17 protein-coding genes and 1 other RNA gene are annotated in these 19,076 nt (G+C 32.8%); 11 read left to right on the forward strand and 7 right to left on the reverse strand.

What is annotated here, in order from left to right; genetic code table 11:
- Window positions 1-9 precede the first annotated feature (9 nt).
- The 4 genes from OK025_RS12255 (at window position 10) to OK025_RS12270 (ending at window position 3,660) form a co-directional block, all read left to right on the forward strand.
- Complete coding sequence (locus OK025_RS12255) at window positions 10-636, forward strand: hypothetical protein (RefSeq protein ID WP_317669666.1); 627 nt, start codon at window positions 10-12, stop codon at window positions 634-636.
- 1 nt (window position 637) lies between these two features.
- Entirely contained in the window at window positions 638-982 is a 345-nt protein-coding gene (locus tag OK025_RS12260; protein ID WP_317669667.1) for a hypothetical protein, read from the forward strand.
- A gap of 12 nt (window positions 983-994) precedes the next feature.
- Window positions 995-2,041: a M12 family metallopeptidase gene (locus OK025_RS12265; protein WP_317669668.1), complete on the forward strand. Its 1,047-nt coding sequence runs from the start codon at window positions 995-997 to the stop codon at window positions 2,039-2,041.
- Between the two features lie 503 nt (window positions 2,042-2,544).
- Window positions 2,545-3,660, forward strand: coding sequence for a clostripain-related cysteine peptidase (locus OK025_RS12270; RefSeq protein WP_317669669.1), 1,116 nt, complete (start codon window positions 2,545-2,547; stop codon window positions 3,658-3,660).
- A gap of 55 nt (window positions 3,661-3,715) precedes the next feature.
- On the opposite strand, the gene OK025_RS12275 is transcribed toward OK025_RS12270, so the two are convergent.
- The gene (locus OK025_RS12275; protein WP_293956534.1) at window positions 3,716-4,297 is read right to left on the reverse strand and encodes a hypothetical protein; all 582 of its coding nucleotides are present in this window, start codon (window positions 4,295-4,297) and stop codon (window positions 3,716-3,718) included.
- Between the two features lie 303 nt (window positions 4,298-4,600).
- Between OK025_RS12275 and OK025_RS12280 the strand changes: the two genes are divergently transcribed.
- A complete protein-coding gene (locus OK025_RS12280; RefSeq protein ID WP_317669670.1) occupies window positions 4,601-5,857 on the forward strand; it encodes a M12 family metallopeptidase in 1,257 nt (418 codons plus the stop codon).
- A 35-nt stretch (window positions 5,858-5,892) separates the two neighbouring features.
- Here the strand turns inward: OK025_RS12280 and OK025_RS12285 are convergent, their stop codons facing one another.
- Complete coding sequence (locus OK025_RS12285; RefSeq protein WP_317669671.1) at window positions 5,893-6,348, reverse strand: hypothetical protein; 456 nt, start codon at window positions 6,346-6,348, stop codon at window positions 5,893-5,895.
- A 289-nt stretch (window positions 6,349-6,637) separates the two neighbouring features.
- Between OK025_RS12285 and OK025_RS26780 the strand changes: the two genes are divergently transcribed.
- The 5 genes from OK025_RS26780 to OK025_RS12305 all read left to right on the forward strand — a co-directional run bounded on the left by OK025_RS26780 (window position 6,638) and on the right by OK025_RS12305 (window position 11,503).
- Window positions 6,638-6,733 carry a hypothetical protein gene (locus tag OK025_RS26780; RefSeq protein WP_411567700.1) on the forward strand — a complete coding sequence of 32 codons (96 nt, stop codon included), beginning with the start codon at window positions 6,638-6,640 and terminating at the stop codon, window positions 6,731-6,733.
- A gap of 485 nt (window positions 6,734-7,218) precedes the next feature.
- Entirely contained in the window at window positions 7,219-8,373 is a 1,155-nt protein-coding gene (locus OK025_RS12290; RefSeq protein WP_317669672.1) for a C10 family peptidase, read from the forward strand.
- 4 nt (window positions 8,374-8,377) lie between these two features.
- Window positions 8,378-8,881, forward strand: a complete 504-nt coding sequence (locus OK025_RS12295) for a hypothetical protein (protein WP_317669673.1) — start codon at window positions 8,378-8,380, stop codon at window positions 8,879-8,881.
- 743 nt (window positions 8,882-9,624) lie between these two features.
- Window positions 9,625-10,785, forward strand: a complete 1,161-nt coding sequence (locus OK025_RS12300) for a sensor histidine kinase (protein WP_317669674.1) — start codon at window positions 9,625-9,627, stop codon at window positions 10,783-10,785.
- Window positions 10,786-10,798: 13 nt separating this feature from the next.
- Window positions 10,799-11,503 (forward strand): LytTR family DNA-binding domain-containing protein, encoded by a 705-nt coding sequence (locus OK025_RS12305; RefSeq protein ID WP_317669675.1) that lies wholly within the window; start codon window positions 10,799-10,801, stop codon window positions 11,501-11,503.
- Window positions 11,504-11,510: 7 nt separating this feature from the next.
- On the opposite strand, the gene OK025_RS12310 is transcribed toward OK025_RS12305, so the two are convergent.
- Genes OK025_RS12310 through OK025_RS12320 form a run of 3 tightly spaced genes read right to left on the reverse strand, consistent with a single transcriptional unit; the run spans window position 11,511 to window position 15,146 of the window.
- On the reverse strand, window positions 11,511-14,594 hold the full coding sequence (locus tag OK025_RS12310; RefSeq protein WP_317669676.1) for a lantibiotic dehydratase: 3,084 nt from the start codon (window positions 14,592-14,594) through the stop codon (window positions 11,511-11,513).
- A complete protein-coding gene (locus OK025_RS12315) occupies window positions 14,587-14,973 on the reverse strand; it encodes a hypothetical protein (RefSeq protein WP_248932189.1) in 387 nt (128 codons plus the stop codon). The genes OK025_RS12310 and OK025_RS12315 overlap by 8 nt, the downstream gene beginning before the upstream one ends.
- A 23-nt stretch (window positions 14,974-14,996) precedes the next feature.
- The gene (locus tag OK025_RS12320; RefSeq protein WP_248932188.1) at window positions 14,997-15,146 is read right to left on the reverse strand and encodes a hypothetical protein; all 150 of its coding nucleotides are present in this window, start codon (window positions 15,144-15,146) and stop codon (window positions 14,997-14,999) included.
- A 607-nt stretch (window positions 15,147-15,753) separates the two neighbouring features.
- On the opposite strand from OK025_RS12320, the gene OK025_RS12325 reads away from it, so the two are divergent.
- Complete coding sequence (locus OK025_RS12325; protein ID WP_317669677.1) at window positions 15,754-16,944, forward strand: hypothetical protein; 1,191 nt, start codon at window positions 15,754-15,756, stop codon at window positions 16,942-16,944.
- Window positions 16,945-17,184: 240 nt separating this feature from the next.
- Here OK025_RS12325 and OK025_RS12330 read toward each other — a convergent pair whose 3' ends face one another.
- The gene (locus OK025_RS12330) at window positions 17,185-18,114 is read right to left on the reverse strand and encodes a class I SAM-dependent methyltransferase (protein WP_317669678.1); all 930 of its coding nucleotides are present in this window, start codon (window positions 18,112-18,114) and stop codon (window positions 17,185-17,187) included.
- A 402-nt stretch (window positions 18,115-18,516) separates the two neighbouring features.
- Window positions 18,517-18,884: a transfer-messenger RNA gene (ssrA, locus tag OK025_RS12335) on the reverse strand.
- Window positions 18,885-19,076: the final 192 nt, after the last annotated feature.

Below are 19,076 nucleotides of genomic sequence, written 5' to 3' on the forward strand. Positions count from 1 at the left end.
TTGATAAAAATGAGACTAAATATTATGTTTATTAAATCTGTAGTGATGTTGCTGTTGAGTTTAACGACTATCGCATGCAAAAAAGAGCAAAAGCAAGAGGAATTAAGTTCTGACACTTTTAAATGTGAGGTTAATGGTGTTCAATATAAGGATAAAATGCCAATCTTGTTGCCTCCGGGTGCGACACGCTTTCCTTGGTTTGGTTATTATTACCTTAATGACCGTGAAAATTATAAATATTTGATTTTTCAGAGTTTCCCTAGACTGGAAAATGTAAGTTCTGATGTGGCGGCAAGGTATTACAATTTAGAAATATATTGTCCTTTGGATGCAGAATTACAAGTAAACAAAGAATATCTATTTGAGGCTATCCCGGGCGAAGACTACCTTATGCCAGTCAATTATGAGATAAAGTATAGAGATAAACAAAAAGCATATTCTAGTATTTCGGCAAATGGTGATTTAAATAATAATTGCTTCGGAACAGGGAAAATGGTCATTAAATCTATCGACACGGACAAAATGGAAGTTAGAGGCATACTGGAACTTATAATTCCATCCCCCATTGTAGCGGAAAATAAAAAGTTGCTAACGATAAAAGGCGAATTCCGGACGACACTTAACAAAAATTATTGATATGAAAAGTTTACGAAAAATCAAAACGTATTTATTTTTAGCGTTCTTATTGGGACTTATTACCATCGGATGTAGGAAAGATATTAAATCTATCGAAATGGAGAAAACACCGTCGCGTGCCGAAGTAAAGCAGGACAGTTTGGAAACTCTTTTTAAAATGCAGTCTAATGCAGATCTGATGTTATCAGATCGAATTATCTTAAAAAATTCAGTATATATTCTGGATATGTCTGAGAAGGAAGCAAGTGAACTTCACATTTCTCCTGAACTGTATCATAAGTACGTGGAAGCGGTGAAGGGTATGAACTATTCAAACGATAATAATTCAACTAACAAAATCAAATAATTAATCAAATCAATGAAAACTACCAATTATTTAAAATTAATGTCATTGGCGTTGCTGTTTGTCTCCTGCCAAAAAAATGACATCTCAAATTCGCAAGCTTCTGACCAAGAGAAAAAAGCGGCATCTTATTCTGTTCTCTATACAGATCAGCAATTGATAAATTGGAAAGAGACTGGGAATCCCTTTTTGGAAAGCGAACATAAAAATTCTAAAAATACGCTCATTGATAAGAATATTCCATCTCAGGGCGGTGTGTTTGAACCAATTCCAATTGGAACTAAAGCTTTTGGAGTTCATCCTTATCAGAATCGTTTCTGGTCTATGATCAGGTTAAAAGTTGGACTTACACTAGTTACACAGGCTGATTATGAGTTAAAACAAAATCTCACTGATGCCATATCGGAAATTGAGGCAGAAACCAATATTAGGTTCTATAATTCCCTTTATGATTTAGACGAGGACCCAGTTTATCATTTCAAATATCCTAATGTGCATATAAGCAAAGCCACAGGGAATAAAAAAGGATCTTCTTATATTGGTCTTCAGGGGGGAGAACAAAACATTTATTTACCTGAGGGTTCTACTGTTGCGTTTATTAAAAGAGCTTTAGTTAATGTTGCAGGTATGTATAATGAACAACAGAGAAATGATCGTGATACTTACGTAAACATTAATACGAATAACGTTGACCCGGATAACAGATATCATTTTGATAAAATTACTACCAATTACTATTCAATTGGATCGTTTGATTTTAATTCTATTACTTTAGCGGGATCAACAGAGTTTTCTAATAATGGTTTAAACAGTATTTGGAAGAAAGATGGTTCAACTATCAATTCTAATCAGACATTATCAAATACAGACCGAGCTTTTATAAACTATTTTTATCTTCCATACATTGCTAGAACTGATAATTATAGACAATTAGACGATGTGGTGTATGATGGTAATAATGTTCAGCTTACAACTACTCAAAGACAACAGTTGCAAGATTATCTCAATAATTACGCTCCTTACCCAGGTGATGGTAATATCATTAATCAACAACCTTTTTAATAAAATTGAACAAAGTTCCTCTCTTTAATGAGGGGAATTTTGTATTTCAAGGAACGCCTCAAATAGTATTTATATAACTTTTCTTCTTAATGAAATTTAAGCCAAAATTTTTAGACATATTCGGCATTGCTGGAATATTGTTCTTATTTCTTGTCAAAAAGAAAACGTTTCTCCTAATTTAGAAAAAGTTGGGAAACAAAATATTAGAACAATCGTTGATGCAAAGAGCGTTGCACTTCAATATTATACTGGAAGTGCCAAGTCTAAGGCAACTACAAAATCTAATACGGAAGTTAAACCGACGATTTTTCCGGTAAAAAGGGTGGTATGATTATATCGAGAAATACACAGTGTGAACCAGTTCTTGCTATTTTTGATGAAGGGGACTTTTCATTCCAAAATCTTTTGCAAAATACGGCTACAAAAATTTTTATTAAACAAGAGGCTAAATAATTTAAATTATAGAGTCTGACTAAATCGGCTCCTTTTTAATACGGTTAAACATGAGATTTATACTAATTTCTCTAATATTTGTGTTTCTTTTCTTTTCGTGTAAAAAAGATGCTCCTGTTGAACCTCCAAAAATTAAATACGATCAAACGATTATTGTCGTAATGGAGGCCAACAATAATCTAAGACAATACGCGCTTGATAATATTAATGATATGGAAATAGCAGCTAATACTTTTAAAAATGCTGCCGTTTTAGTTTATCTCCGTTCAAATAATGATGAAGCAATTCTTCTTCGAGTGAAATTTGATGACAACTTAAAAGTAATAGCCAGCGATACAATAAAGAAGTATAACATTTCAAATAGTAGTCCACAACAATTGAATCGGGCAATCAATGATGGCAAGGAATTATTCCCTGCAAAAAGCTATGGATTAATTTTGTGGTCTCATGCGACTTCCTGGGCGCCACCTGTGTCAAAAAGAATCGAAACTCGATCATTTGGAGAGGATCAGGGCAAGCAAATGGATATAATCGAATTGAAGAATGCAATTCCATCTGGATTCAATTACATTATATTCGACGCCTGCAATATGGCAAGTATTGAGGTACTCTGGGAGTTTAAAGAAAAAGCGAAATACATTATAGCGTCACCGACAGAAGTATTAGCAAGCGGGTTTCCTTATCGAAAAGTGTTGCCTTACCTTGCCTCTAAAGAACCTGATTTAATAAATGCTGCTAATCAGTACTTTGAACACTATAGTTCTTATACAGGTCAAATGCGATCTGCATCTGTTACATTGCTTAATACAGAAGAACTTTCTAAACTTTCAAGTTTATGTGCAGATTTATATTTAAAAAATAAGTCGGTTGGTATACCAATTAGGGTTAATGTCCAAAGATTAGATTACACAGCGGATTTTCCAGTGCCTGCATTTGATTTTGTAAATTATCTGGAGGTAAATTTTCCTCTTTCGGAGCTTGATCCTATTAAAAAGCAGATGGAGAAAACGATTATTTATAAGAACGCTACAGATCAATTTTTAGGAAAGCCAATTAAGGCTTTTTCTGGATTCACCTGTTTTATTCCAGAATCTGAGGATTTTTATTTAAACTATTATCGTACCCTTAATTGGTATAAAGATAGTGGTACTAATGTGTTATTTTAGTTCTTTAGATCTTCTCTTTGGTGGATCACCTTTTAAGAGAAGATCTAAATACAATTTATAACGTAAAAGTTCCTTTCAAAGATGTTCTACCTCCATTTTCATTTGGGATGGTGAATTCTATTATTCCAGAACCTTTAGCATTGCTTGGGTTGCCTCCATCATCAAAATGTGTGAACATGATGTAACCTGTCCCATAATAGTAGATTTTATCATTATCAGAGTATCGAATAAATGCATTGTCCCAATCATCAAAATATCTGTTTCCCTTTTCAATTTGGATTCTTTCTTTTCCAGCATTTGGCTTTATTTCATATTTCTTGTTTAAAACAACTCCTCCGTTTACGGGACAATAGATGGTAATGTCAAATCCTTTGGGATTTTCACCTTTTGTATATGGAGAGGCAGATAATGTGAAGTTTTCCTTATACTGCTGATACGAATCAGTTGGTGGGGGATTGTAAGTTAGAAATGGGCTATTAGGTGCTCCAGGTGTTAGAATTATATGTCTTGCATCTACATAAGTAATCCCATCTTTCTGTATTTCCAGTTTATTTGAACTAGGTAAGAGATTACCGTTTTTGTCGCAGGAATATAGTCCAATGGAAATGATTGTTAAAAATAATATTATCGTCCTCATAATTATAATGTTTTGATTGTCAGTTATACGGTTTGAACCTAAATAATGCTACAGTTATTAATTATTTGATTATTTATTAGTTTTTATGAATGATTTTGTATGGCAAAAAGTATTTATTGTGGATTATTTTGTCGAGGATTTTCCTAACGTTATATGGGTCAAAATCAAGTTGGTCGAGAAAATTTTGTGGATCGTAAATGTTTCAATATTATTATTCTGTAGAAGTATTTTGATAATCGCTTATCAATTTGGAACTTCTAAGAAGTTTTCGATGAAATTCTGGGTGAAATATCTAGGTATTAAATGTCTGATTATTTTTTAACCTTAATAAACACTATTATGATTAGGAAAACACTTAATTTGAAAACTCTATCATTATTGATGATAGCTTTACTTTTATCTTGCAGTAAGGACAAGATAGCTGACCAACCGAAACATATTCAAGAAATAGCGAAAAAGGCTAAAGGTGAATTTATTACCCTAGAGTCTGGGGCAACGGTAGAAAAACGTGGTGAGAATTATTTTATAGAAGGTGACATCTTACTGACACCTAGTCAATTTGAGCTGATAAAAATGAATAATTCTTTTGAAGCGGTTGCCAAAGAAGAGTTGGATCAACCTTATGAAAACGCGTCACCGGCATCTTCGGGTAGATTATTTAAAACTAATCCCAATACCAAAAGTGTTGGCGTTCATCCAAATGAAAATAGAATGTGGGCTATGGTAAGATATACTGTAAATTCCAATGTCAGTGCAGGAGCAAGGTTAGCCATTAGTGCCGCCATTCAACACATTGAATCAACTACAAATATAAGGTTTTACAATGCAACAGGCCAGCCAACTTATGATTCTCAATGGGGGTTTTATTATCCTTACATCGAATTCTTTCATGGTACTTCTACTAATCCTAGTGCTTGGAATGCAGAAGGAAATTGGTCAACTGTTGGGAGATGGGATGCCGTTAAGAATCCAGCAACACAGGGGCGGGGAGATGCTGGGCAATGGTTAAGCCTTCAGCAGGATGAATCAATGGGACCTTTTTTTCCTCCTTTTTCAGTTCCGATGGGTGTTGTGGCGCACGAAATTATGCATGCTATTGGTTTATACCACGAGCATACTAGACCTGATCGCGACAATACCATTACTGTTCATCCTGATAGATGTAGGCTAACTGGTGATGATTATAAAACGAATTTTGATAAGCGGACAGGGAATTATTTTATGTTTGGAAGTAGTGTCGATCTAAATTCTATTATGATGTATGGTATGACTGATTTCGCTAAAGATGCTAATTTTCCTGTGATTACATTAAATGCAGGGGGGACTTATCCTGTTAATAGAACTGCGCTATCAGATTTGGATAGGTCGTATGCTAACTATTTCTATTTACCATATATAGCTAGGTCAGACGTATATAGAGAATTGGCTCCAACTGTTTATAAATCTGATAATACTGTAATGACTGCTCAAGAAAGATCGAATTTGCAAGCATATTTGAACAATGGCAATCCTAATCCACCCAATTGTTGTAGGTTAACCAATAATCACACAAATTTATAATAAAAGAAACCCGTATTTTCCATACGGGTTTCTTGTTATCTTTTGTATTTGATACTTACCACAGGATCACTCTTTCCATTCCGAATAATCATTTCGGAGTTATTCAGAATTTCACAATTCAAGGAAACATAGGAGTTTCCCTGTCCTTTATCGTTTGGTATTTTTAAAAATAGTGAATCTTTCTTTTTAATAAATCCTTTGTATATTAAAGATGGAGTATTTATCTCAATATTTGCATTTATGCCATTATATTCATAAGCTCCAAACATAGTATCTGCATCAACTTTATAATCAGTATAAAGGCGAAGAATATTACCATTTGGAAGTTCCTTCCAATCTTCATTTCTCTTTCTTATAGCAGTTTCTTTCCATGTATATTGGTTACTATACATTGGAGGGTCTATAATTGGAGGCTCGGTATCATTTTCTTTACAGGATTCGTTAAAAATAAAAAGTACTGATAAAAGAAGGAATTTAAAAGAATTTCTCATGTTTATGCTCGTTTGATTAGTGATTAATTAAACGGTTTATGTCTAAACAATGCTACACCAAAACACATTTATTAATACTTATTTTGCTCAGAAACAGGTTTTTGTATTTCTTGTGAACCATACAAATTCTTTGAACTGTCAGCTTCCTATGTGCTTTTAAGGAACTTATTTGGCTAAGGAAGGAATTTATGACCTCATATCCAATTTTGAAGAAGACTATTAAGGCGATTACGATGATGAAGAGGATTTTGCAAGGGAGCTCGTTGAATAGCTGCACGATCTACCCTCAATTGCCAAACAATATTTTGACTACGAAGCATTCGCAAGGAATCTGTTCATGACCGATTACTGGTTTGAAGATGGCTTTGTCTTCCAAGAATCTTAATTATTTTTCAACCAGGCGATCCGACCTTGGGGTCGCCTATAAAATTCAAACAGATGAAAACAACAATTAATAAGAATAATATAGGAGTACTCACATTTAGAGAATTTGATGAAAATCTACTATAGAATTCCCACTTTGATACCGAAGAATTGTTCAAAATAATTCTTCATGATTTGGACGTTGTGCGGTTGGAGATCTTCGAGGAAAATCACGGATCTATGATATCAGATTAGAGAGGTCGGAAAAATATATCCCTTAGACAAAACTGAGGAAAACTATCATTTTTAAGCTTAATTAGATCTTTCAAATCCGTTGATATTCAGAATATAGTTATCACAGTATTTAATTCATAGAGTAAATAACCTAGTTTGTTTGGGTCAAAATAGAGTTGATCGAGAATATTTTTCCATTTATAGAATATTGGCTAATATGCCGAAGAATATTAAAACCATGGAAAGATATTACTTTAACAAATACTTATTTAAATGAAAAAAAATAAACTTCTATTTCCAATATTAGGACTGATATTAATGATTATAGGAATTCAATCCTGTCAGCGAGATGAAACATTGATTCCCAAACAGAAAAATGATAATTTTGATGAAGCATTAAACATTGGAAAAGCCATGTTGAGATCCAATTTAAAAGAAGGAGGATCAAATAATATTGCACGAACAAAAAAAACTTCCAAATACCAAAATTTGGAATTGAAAGATTATTCAACTAAAACTACCCGTAAAGGAAAGGAACTTTATTATATAATCAATTATAAACCAGAGGGATTTGCAATAGTTACTGCGTCCGATAGATTCAAACAGCGTGTATTAGCTTTTTCAGATTATGGTACTTTCGATTTAAAAAATCTCAATCCAGCATTGAACGAATGGGTTAACGGTATGGACAGCTTAATTAGTGTCAAACTTGAAAATTCAAATAAGTCTGTCGATCTTTTAGCTAATTCATCGGCGCAAACTTTAACAACAACGATAGTTGGTCCTCTTATCAATACACAATATGACCAAGGAGTTGGATTCAACGAATACGTTGAACTTTATGGTTTTGGAGATCTTACTACCAATTGTACAACTGTGGCTAATGGCAGGCCTCCAGCGGGGTGTGTACCAGTTGCAATGGCACAGCTTATGAATTATTGGAGACCGGGTAATATGTATTCATGGAGCTTAATAGATCAAGAAAATGCAGCGGGTAATAATGGAGGAAAGTGGACAGCACAAATGATTTCAAATCTTGGTAGTTTGGTTGGAACAGATTATAAATGTGGAGGTTCAGGGACATCTCCAAGTGAAGCATATCAATATTTTAAAACAGTAAGGAAGGCAGGTGCGACAACTACTATTTTTAATAGCTCGATTCAATATGTTTCATACAGTTTAAATACAGTTATTGCTAATCTTAACTCAAATAGGCCAGTATATGTTGATGGTTTTTATTCAAATAATCCAACCGGTCATGCTTGGATTATTGATGGTTACAGAATTGATGCAAATGGGACCTATCTATCTCATAATTGGGGATGGAGAGGGGTCGGTAATGGCTTCTATCTTGTCGGAGCATCATCTCCTCATCCTACTCAATTTAATACAAATAACAAAATTATCGCAAATCTTTTCTTAAATTAGTTTGATGAGAATCGTATCCTTTTATTTTATTTTTTTAATGACATTGTTATCGTGTAATAAAGAAGACATAGTTGGAGGAACTATGTCTGTAACCGGAGGTTACAATATAATGATTGTGGATAATGGAGAAAATATATCTTCTTATATTGAGAAGGATGTTCAGTTATTTTTTAGAGATGACAAAGGAACCGAAATATTATATTACAATCCTAATTTACAGAGTCCTTATGGAATAAATTATTATGATACAAAAGATCCTTACCTTAACATAATTGCATTTGACTTGTCTAAAACAGATTCCCTTATTCAGAATAGTACAAAGCAAGAGCAGATCCATAAATCAGATATGGTATTAAAGTATTTTGACAAAACTTTGAAAATCCAAAGTCAAATTGCTTATACCAATACATATATCGTTATTAACGAGATAATTATTAACGGGAAAAAGCTCTACGATCGATACACAAATAAACAAGAGACCATTTTAATTGATTACAAATCTCTATAATGCGTTATTTGACTACGATTCTAGAAAACTAATGATGAATTTACCGCAATAAATAACGATGGGTAATTCTCTAAACACCAGAACGGAGAATTACCCATTGATAGATTAGGCTTTAGAGCATGGCTTAGTTCCATTCGACGATTTAATTCAGCATATAGGGGGATAGCTAATCTTATTATAAAATAATATATTCCCTCAGTTTAAAATAACAATGGCAATAAAATATTGGCAATTATGAAGGTTATAGTCATGGGAAATCTGCAATGATTCGGTTTATGTCGAATTATTTTAGGGACTGATTTTCCACAATTCTCTTCAGTAGGCTCTATGATTACTATCTGCTCCATGCCTTTAATGCTATAAAAAGGGTGCAACATCATTAAGTTAGAGTTCTATCCAAAAATTGAGCGATGCGGATAAAAATTCTAACATCAATTTATAGCTGGGCAAATACGTTGATAAAACCTTAATATTAAATATTCTCGTCCAACGCTATTTTGACCTTGATAAATTAAGGAATTTGCCTGATATTTTGGAATGTAACGATTTGGTATCTTTAGGCTTACCAGAAAAAAGGAATATTTTTTTAATTCCTTTAGTTAGAGGTTGTTAAGTTTTGCGCAAAATATTCTTGTATCATGTTATGTATCGATTATCTTTCTTTAAGATCTTTCTTTATTATATTTAGTAAATTTTTGACTACATATTGAATAAAAAGATATTAGTAAGTAAACCAATATTACATGAGAAGTGAAATTATTTGGGGGAAATGGTATACTCCTTTCGTAAGGGTGATCGTGCATATAATTTTTTGGATATTGGTCTTTTTTACGTATTATTTTACTTATAGAAGGCTAGGAGGGAGCTATATCTGGATTTTAGTAGCAAAAGAACTTTTTGTCACTACATCCTTGTTCTATTCCGGTATTTGGCTTATTTCAAAATGGATAGAAAAAAGAAAAGTACTTCCCCTCATAATATTTATTATCCTATCATATATCTGGTGGTTAAATATTACTTATTTTGCATGTGACTTTCTTACTGATTTTGAATTAAAGGAAGGTAGTGGCATTTATAAGTATGTGAAATTCTTTACCAGTGATGGATATTTCGGTATTTATCAACTTAAAAAATTTCCTGGTGCATTTCCTGATTTTTTAACCCTTGTATCACTACCATTAACACCAAAATTGGTTAAGCATCTTATTGTTCAAGGCAACAAGATGCTCTTATTAGAAAAGAACCAGGCAGAACTCGAACTTGAAAAAGCAAATTTAGAATTAAAGACTACTAATCTTGAATTAGATAAAGCAAATCTGGAACGAGATAACCTTAAGATGGAATTAGAAATTCTTAAATCTCAGATCTCTCCCCATTTTTTATTTAATACGTTAAATAGCATATATAGGCTGGCTGAAAAAGGAGAACCCAGTACTCCTAATACCATAATGAAACTGTCTAATATGTTACGGTATTTGCTTTATCAGACCAATGATGATAAAATATTCATCGCAAAAGAAATTCAGTTTTTAAATGATTATCTGGACCTTATCCAGATCAGATTCGGTAATAACATAAATCTGAATTTTAATATAGCGAAGATAAAGGAACCTTATCGAATAGTCCCATTAATGCTGTTGCCTTTTATCGAAAATGCGATCAAACATGGACCAGAAAGAAGCAGAGCAGATGCATGGGTTGATGTTTCATTAACAATTGATTCAGGTGTATTGAAATTCGTAGTTGCTAATGGAGTAAATAAAAGCAGTACTGAACCACCAAAAGGTGGCATTGGATTGAAAAATGTTAATAGGAGACTGGAACTTCGATATAAGGATAGATATAAATTAGACATATCTGATAATCTGAATAGTTACACTGTCGTACTTGAAATTGAATTGTAATAAATCTTGAAAAATGATTAAATGTATTGTAATTGATGATGAACAACTGGCACAGGAAATACTCGTGTCTCATTTAGAGAAAATTCCCGATATAGAAATTGTGGGAGTATTTAATAATGCATTTGATGCAATGAAAGTGTTAAGATCAAACGAAATAAATCTGGTATTCTGTGATATTCAAATGCCTGATTTGGACGGTGTTAATTTTCTTAAAAGCCTTAAAAATCCTCCTTTATTTGTATTTGTTACTGGTGATCCATCACATGCTATCGAAGGATATCAATTAAATGTATTAGATTATATACTTAAGCCATTTGGCGTAGATCGTCTTTTGCAGACTATAGAAAAAGCCCAAGCTTACTTACACTTGGAGAAGGGAACCAAACCGGAACTGAACTTTCTTATAATTAAAGATAGGTCAAATATTATCATTACACCTTACGATGAAGTATATTCAATCAAGGCAGATAAGGATTACGTATGGGTTGAAACATTGGAAAAAACGTACCATGTGTGGAAAAAACTAATGGAAATGGAAGAATCCTTGGTCAATGCAAAGCAGTTTATCCGAGTACACAAATCTTACATCATTAATCTAGATTATGCCAAGCAAGTTGAAGGTAATATAATAAAAATGAAAGGTAGTTTAGACGATGTACCAATTGGTGGTCAATATAAAGCAGAATTGTTTAAACGATTGGGATTAACTGGAGGATAATTGTTTTTTAACATCCAGTTCTCTTGAACTCACTATTTAAGATCTTAGCAAGGAAATGGTAAATTACCATTTCCTGTTCTCTTTGTTTGGTGAAGAAAATTCTATTCAAAAGCATATGTGTCAGAGAGCCAATTATTCTAACGGTCATCATTTGAAAATCTTTATTCTTATAGCATTGATCTGCGACTAAAGTCATTTGAGCCTTATATTCGTTGAGTATCGAGCCGTAATTAATGTTCTCTATTTTCATAAATGAAGAAATCTCATCCTTCTTTTCCCGGAAATTTTTATCCAGTTTGTACTTTAATTTTGGTACAGTGTCAAATTCTTCAAGAAAACTGTCTCTCCATAAATTAAGCAATGATATTTGTTCAGCAATTGTATAATTGAATGCTGAAAGGAGATTCTTTGTCATTCCTAATGCCAGCTTCCATCTAAGGACCTCACCTTCACGTTTAACATAGGGTAATAATTTGGTAATCGTTTCACTCTCTAAGTGGAATATAGATTCGCAATTTTCAATGTTGGAGAAACCATAGCGTTCAAGTTCCCGTTCATAAGTATCAAGCATGAACTTTGAAATACGGCGACTTGTAATTAGTGGCTCCAAGATATTGTTAATACTTTTCGAGACAATTAGAAATGTACTTTCCAATTCTCCATTTAATTGAAATCGTACGCGCAGATGCGGTTCTGGATCGGCATATCTGATATAAAACCATTTTTGAATTTTATCATGTTGCTTTAGCCCTTGAACTATCCGTTGCAATTCTTCTTGAATTATCCTATCGCTTTCTCTTTCACCACAATAAATTTTGAGATATAGCCATTCGCTTCCCGGAACAAATGTTCGCTTAATATTACTTTCGGACTGAATAGGCAGGGAAGAGGAACCTCTAGTGGAATTTCCAATAATTGGAATAATCACTTCATTGGACAATACTTCGCCGTCAGAATTAATAACTGGGCTACTAAATTCATCATAAATATTTTCAATTAGCCTTAGACCCTTATGATTCAATTCTTTTAAAAAGATCTGTTTCCCAATTTCGTTACCTAGATCAATTAAAACTTCATTGTCTCCATTGGCGATTAAAACTTTTGTAGGAAGCTGGTATTTTTTTATAAAATATTCGATTTTCTCATTAGCATCCCTAAGATTCAAAGTCCTAAATTCTATATGTGGGATATGCCATTCGGCACGGGAAAGAATAAGATGCTTATAGCATATTCTGGGAAAGAAATTTTTTTTTGTGTTTGGGTGCCAGTCCCAAGAAATTTTAATGGAATTTTCTTGTTGTTGAACATCACATAAAAATCTATAAATAGTCATTCCATAATGGAAGTTATGAGCGCTGCTGAGTCTAGGAAGTACACGTTTATTTAGATTTTTTGATCTTAAAATTACCTTTCCGTTTACTACTTTTAAATATATATCACTTAATGGTATTGTATGATCCTTATCAACGGCAGCTTGACCAATAATCGGAATTTCATATTCGTATAAACTTGGCCTTGCAAGAATGTTTCCGGCATTGGATTTAGGATAAAATACGATCTCTGCCAGAATAGTTTCATTTAATTGGTTTTGTTCTTCTCGTGCAAGCTTTAAAAGTTTGGTCTTTAGTGTCTCATCAAGATATGAAAAACGGGTGAGCAACGGTAAAGACGATGAGCCTCCACAACCTTTTAAATGAAATCTGAAATCCTTAATATCAGATTTTGTTTCTAATAGGTTTCCGAATATATATAAGCCAAGGGGTAACTTGTTTTTTTCTGAATTATTCTTCGTCCCAAATATCTCAAAGTCTTTTTCTTTCAGTTCTATTGAACGTTTACTATAATCTGGCTTTTCAGAATACTTTTCTACAATTGATTCAACAAATTCAGAATAATCGGGGATATTGTTTGTTTGACTACCATTTAGTCCATTTAGCAGTGGGAGTTCTCTTTCTAAGATTGAGGCTTGAGTACCATATCCAATACCTTGTTCAAAATCTAAAGCCTCCATCAAGGAGATTTCCTGATCTCCATATCGTGAGTAAAATTTCTTTGTGAAAAGTTGTAGATCGTCAGCTTTTTTATTATGATTTAAATGTATTAATTCAAATATCTCGCGTATTATAATTGAAATTTCTATATCATTTAGATTGCCTTCGGTCATTTTTCTCATAGAATCCACTTGGAACAAATTTTTGGGATCTTTGTGAAATAAACTCGAAAAAGCTTCCTTGATAATACATTTCGATGAGCTGATTCCCTCTGACTCACTGTTAGCTAAAATTTCCGAAAGTTCAATAATACTATTATAAAAATTTGTTCCCTTAGATATATTAAGGGCTCTATTGAAAAAATTATTTAAGCTATCAACTGTAGTAATAGGATCGGTTTCTGGTATGAGAATTTTATGCTCGATTAGCTCAAATATGAATTTTCTAGCCTGAATTTCTTTTACCCCAAACTGTCCGATAAAATTTATTATTTGTTTGATTGTTTGCCCTTTGCTGGCATTGGCAATAACTGTTTTAATTAAAATGTTTGAGTTAATCCTGGACCAGTTAAATTTTCTGTCAGAAAAATGATCTGTATATTCGATGTATGAGAAGTTGTCGCCATTATCGACGAGCGTTGAATTTGGATAAAAGATTATATTCTCAATCGTAATTTCATCGTTTAATAACTGTTTATTTATTATTTCCTGGCTCGCATAATCCAAGCGGTATTTAGAAAGAAACTTGTTGTTTAAAACAAGTTTGGTATTTACATTTGAAATATTCCCAATAGAAATAGATGAAAACTTTCCAAATGGAGTAGGGCGGTTGGACATTCTACTGATGTATTTATATATTGAAGGCAATATATTTCTAGTTTCCTGTGTAAAAGGTTTATTTAATAATGTTTCTAATTGATTGAAAAGGTCTTGACTGGCTATAGCAATTGCATCAAGCAACTGTGGATCTTTGAAAAATTCAACGATAAAATCCCAAAATTCCAATTCAGTCTTGCAATTATTCACTCTATCGAAAAAGCTAATTGGCAATCTTGGGTTTCTAATTATAAAGAAATCTGCAGGTTTAACAAGCCTATACATTGGTTACCTTAATATTTCTTAAAATTTTGTCTATACATTTATTGAAATCTTCGAAAGAAATCGGCTTCAATAGTTCATATATTTCCCCACTGGGAATTTCTCCATTATAGTGGCTTATTGGTGTAGCAGAAATTATAACAAAAATTGAGGACTCTGGAAATTTTGAATAATTGAAATCATTTTTATCTCCATAAGGTATAACTAAATCAAGGAAAATTATTGTAGGAGAACAAATTCTCAGTAGACTTTGGATTTCTGATCGCTCTATAGCAGTTCCCATAAGGATTAGATCATTCCTACGACTAATATAGTCTTGTAGCATCTCAATCGCTAATGCTTCATCTTCAATAAGTATACATGAAAAACCATTCTCCATCATGTTAAATTTTAATAAATAATCATTTATGAATAGGAAGTTGTCATTGTGACTGTACCAGTTTCATCTGTCTCGTCAAAAATTCCTTTACCTGTACTATTTGAATAATCTGCACTTCCGATAATTTCCTTTTCAATTTTTAAAAATTGTTCAATTTCTGAATTAGATAGTTCCATAATTTTTATTGTTTAGTGACTAATATTTTTCACTAAAATCTGCCTACTATCCACTCGAAAAAAATATTCTCGTCAAACTCGTGTTTGACCATTATGAACTACCGATTTTACCCTATTTCTTTGTTTTATAGGTTTTAAGGGTGTTTTTTCTGTGTTTTTCCAGTTTGTCGAGTAATTCTATTGTTTTGGATGGGTGAAAATTGAGTTTGACGAGAAAAGTTGGTTCGTGACTCTTTATATGTTATAATCATTGACAATGAAATGGAAGCGGATCACTTCATCATATGGAATCTTATATCCATGTACCTTAAGATCACAGTAACCAAGAACTAGGGTATTCGAAGTAGTATGGCACGAATCAATAACGGTTTATATAACGGGAATATTAATGTCAATTTCTAAAATATGAGGTTGACATTTTTCTGTATTTATAGACCTAGAAGCCAACTTTATCGATAAAGATGAATTAAATTGAGATCAGCCTTCAATAGTGGCAAATCTTACTCATGTTAAAAGAATCTTCCCGAAAAACATTAACCCATTAAAATTAGGAAGGTTAATCTTAACTCGAATACTCAATTATATCAGACTAACAAATTCTAAACCTATGCAATTTGCTAAAGAAATTATATATTCCGATTGGTCCACAAGTGAATGGTTATTTAAAATTGAAGAAGTGTTTTGTCCTCTAGAATATTCTGATCATAAAAATATGATGGTCATTCAAACTGAATTTTTGGAATTGCTTAAAACGAAGATGATCTATTTTCTTTCTAGTTTTACAGAAATCATAGGAACGACGACAAAAAAGGCAAAAACTGCGATGTCTCAGCTTATTTTGACCAGTGATAAGATATATTCCTATTTAATCACCATATCAAAGATTGAGAAGAGCCTTCAAGTTCGCAATTTGTATCTTCAAATATTATCAATAATAGAGTCTCTATTAGATGATTGTGAAAAACTAAATGAAAAGTTGTTACGTGAATTGTCATTAACGAGATATGCCTCATTTGTTGGAAAGGGGATATTTAAAAATAACGTCGAGATAGTAAAATCGAAACTAAAAAATACCTCATTAGATCCTTCCCTTACTCAAGTGATAATAAATGGTATGGTTAGCATAGTTCAACGAAAAGAGATTAAAAGAGGAGAGCTAAAATACGCATATATGATATTAGGTAAACTTTTAAATATGGATTTCTTAGTTTCTGAAAACGTTGAAGAGCTTTTAATCACTTATGATTTTAATTCGCCCGAATTTTTTAATTATCATGCCAAACGCTGTAGCGATCTATTGCTCAAAAACTCAAGTCTGCACTTTCAAATGGAGTTACTGATCGCTATGGAGGACCATTTAAATGAAATACCAATGTTGAGTGGACAGCGATTTAAATTGGATGATGAATCAATAAGGGAACAATTAAAGATCTTTTATCGAGAGAAAAAGGACAATATCAAACAACGGATAGAATTAAGAAGGTCGGAAATCCAAGATTCCAAACTTTGGGAAGAAAATGAGAAGGCTCAAATAAATCTTCCTGTCCCTCAAATTGGGTTTCTAATTCGCCTATTTATGGAGCAGGGTCTAATTCCCAAGGAGGATATCGGAAAAACATTCAGTTACTATGCTAAACATTTCAGAACTCCTAATACAAGTTTTATCTCCGCCGATAGTTTGCAGAAGAAATCATTAGACGTTGAATTCTCTACAGCAAGAAAAATGAAAGGACACTTAATTGGAATGGTAAACTGGATTAATGAACATTATAATACCTCAAATTATAATAAATTATAATTGTTTTCTCACAAACTGTTCCATTAAACCCTGATTCTCCAAAAATTGTAGTAATTCAAAATACCAATGGTAATTGAAATTTTCGTTTTTACGTAAAAGTGGAAGATTGACATTCAACATAAGTAACATTCCAATAAAGGATAAAGGAATCTTGGGGTTTTCCATAGGGATTCCTATTAATCCTTTTGGAAGAAATTAAAGAAAGTTAAATAACGAGGAGTATTCCATCGTTATTTAACTTTATAAATATGGATTCTTTGGTATTTCAATTAATTTGTATCCATCCTTTTTTAAAGATTCCCGTAATTCGACTACAGGAAGGGTTTTAAATATTATTATGCTTAAAGACTGACTTGGTACAATGCCAAAATTTGATAAAAAATCCCTAAGACCTTTTTTGAAGAGAATTTTTCTAAACTTCATCTCTGATTTTTCAGCTGGAATTTTTTCACTTCCTGGAAACCAGAAGTTTGGATTGAAATTTTTGATCGCTACCAATGGTAAGTTTATACCAGCTGCAAACTTTTCCATTTCCCTTTCAGAAACCTTATATACAAAGTTGCCAACTGCTTCATAAGAAAAGCGGTTTTTCCATATCTTATTTACTAAGCCATATTTTACCTTCTCTAAAACATTGTTCATAAATAACAAGAAAGGCATTTTCATGATCGGATCTTGCGGTTCGATAATTACAATCCCCTTTTTTGCTACTCGGATCATTTCATAAAGAGCGGCATAAGGCCGTGGAAAATGATGATAGGTTTCTTTACATAGGATATAATCTATGCTATTATTTTCGAACGAGAGATTTTCTGCATTTTCAGCGGAGTATTGCTCAACAATGCCAACCTCTTTAGAGACGGCAAGAAATTCATCACTTATATCGGAGGCAATTACGTTTTGGACGCCATTCTCGATTAAATAGTTCGCATCATGCCCGTAAGCGTCACCTACGGTCAACCAGGAAGCATTTTTATATTTTGTAATTGGTTTAACACATTCAAAAAACTGATTCTGCAACCAATGATTTATGGTTCCTTTATATGTCTTTATTCCATTTAACAAAGCTATCTTCTGTTCTTTTTCGGGAAAGAGATTTGTATACCAATTGGAATGCCTATTATAACTGTCTTCTTGAAATGATTTCACCTTCATACTAGTATTTTTCACTTTATAGACTTTTTAATGAACTACATTAACAGAATAAAATACAATTACAATTTAGACGGAGCAAAAATTCTCGACCAACTCTATTTTGACCTATACCAACACGTATATAACTTGGATATATTAAATAAAAAAGCTGGATGATTACTTGCTTTAATAAAGCTATGGCGATATTAGCTAAAAATGGAATTCATGTAGCTTGGATGCCGAATCGTTAAGGAGAAATCGAACTCTGGAAAAACGATAGGAGAGTGGCTATAAACCTCATTTTTTGCTTCATAGATAACCAAGGATTACAAAATTTTGTTAAAATTTTCGAACTATAAAAGAACATGCTTTAATAGTTTGGTTAACAGTTTTTTATGGGTATAAAAAAAGGAGACACTTTCTGTTAAGTGTCTCCTTAAGTGGAGCTGGAGAGATTCGAACTCTCGTCCAGTCATGGTACTGTATACGCTTTCTACATGTTTAGCTTCTCTTTAATTGTCGAGCGAGGGAAGGTGAGTCGCTTACCTATACCGTACGCCGTAGTTGCTGTTTCTCACAAGTGCTTAGCAACATCACACTTGCCAGTTCTATTGTTCGATGCCCCGAATGTTAAACCAAAGAACAGGATCTAACGGGACAAATAGCTATGTTAAGTCTAACTTAAGCAGCTAAGGCGTAGTTTTCTTCGCCAGTTATAATTCTGAAAGTTCAGATTAAAGTGCTCTACTAACAACGCACTACATGCTTACATAACCGTCTCCATCCTGTCAATTCCGGTCAACCCCAATTATGTCTTACAAAGGTACTATTTTTTTGCTTAATCAGCAAGATACGTGCGATTCTTATTTAATGCTTTGGTTCTGAATGGAAAACAAATGATGCTTTAATAAAATTGCTAAAGAATCGAACCTTATTTGACCGGCTGAGTGTTCTGTTATTTTTACAGGGATTTTGATAGGCAGAAAGTTCTTGATGGA

The organism is Sphingobacterium sp. UGAL515B_05 (assembly GCF_033097525.1).
In the GTDB taxonomy this organism is placed as follows: Bacteria; Bacteroidota; Bacteroidia; order Sphingobacteriales; family Sphingobacteriaceae; genus Sphingobacterium.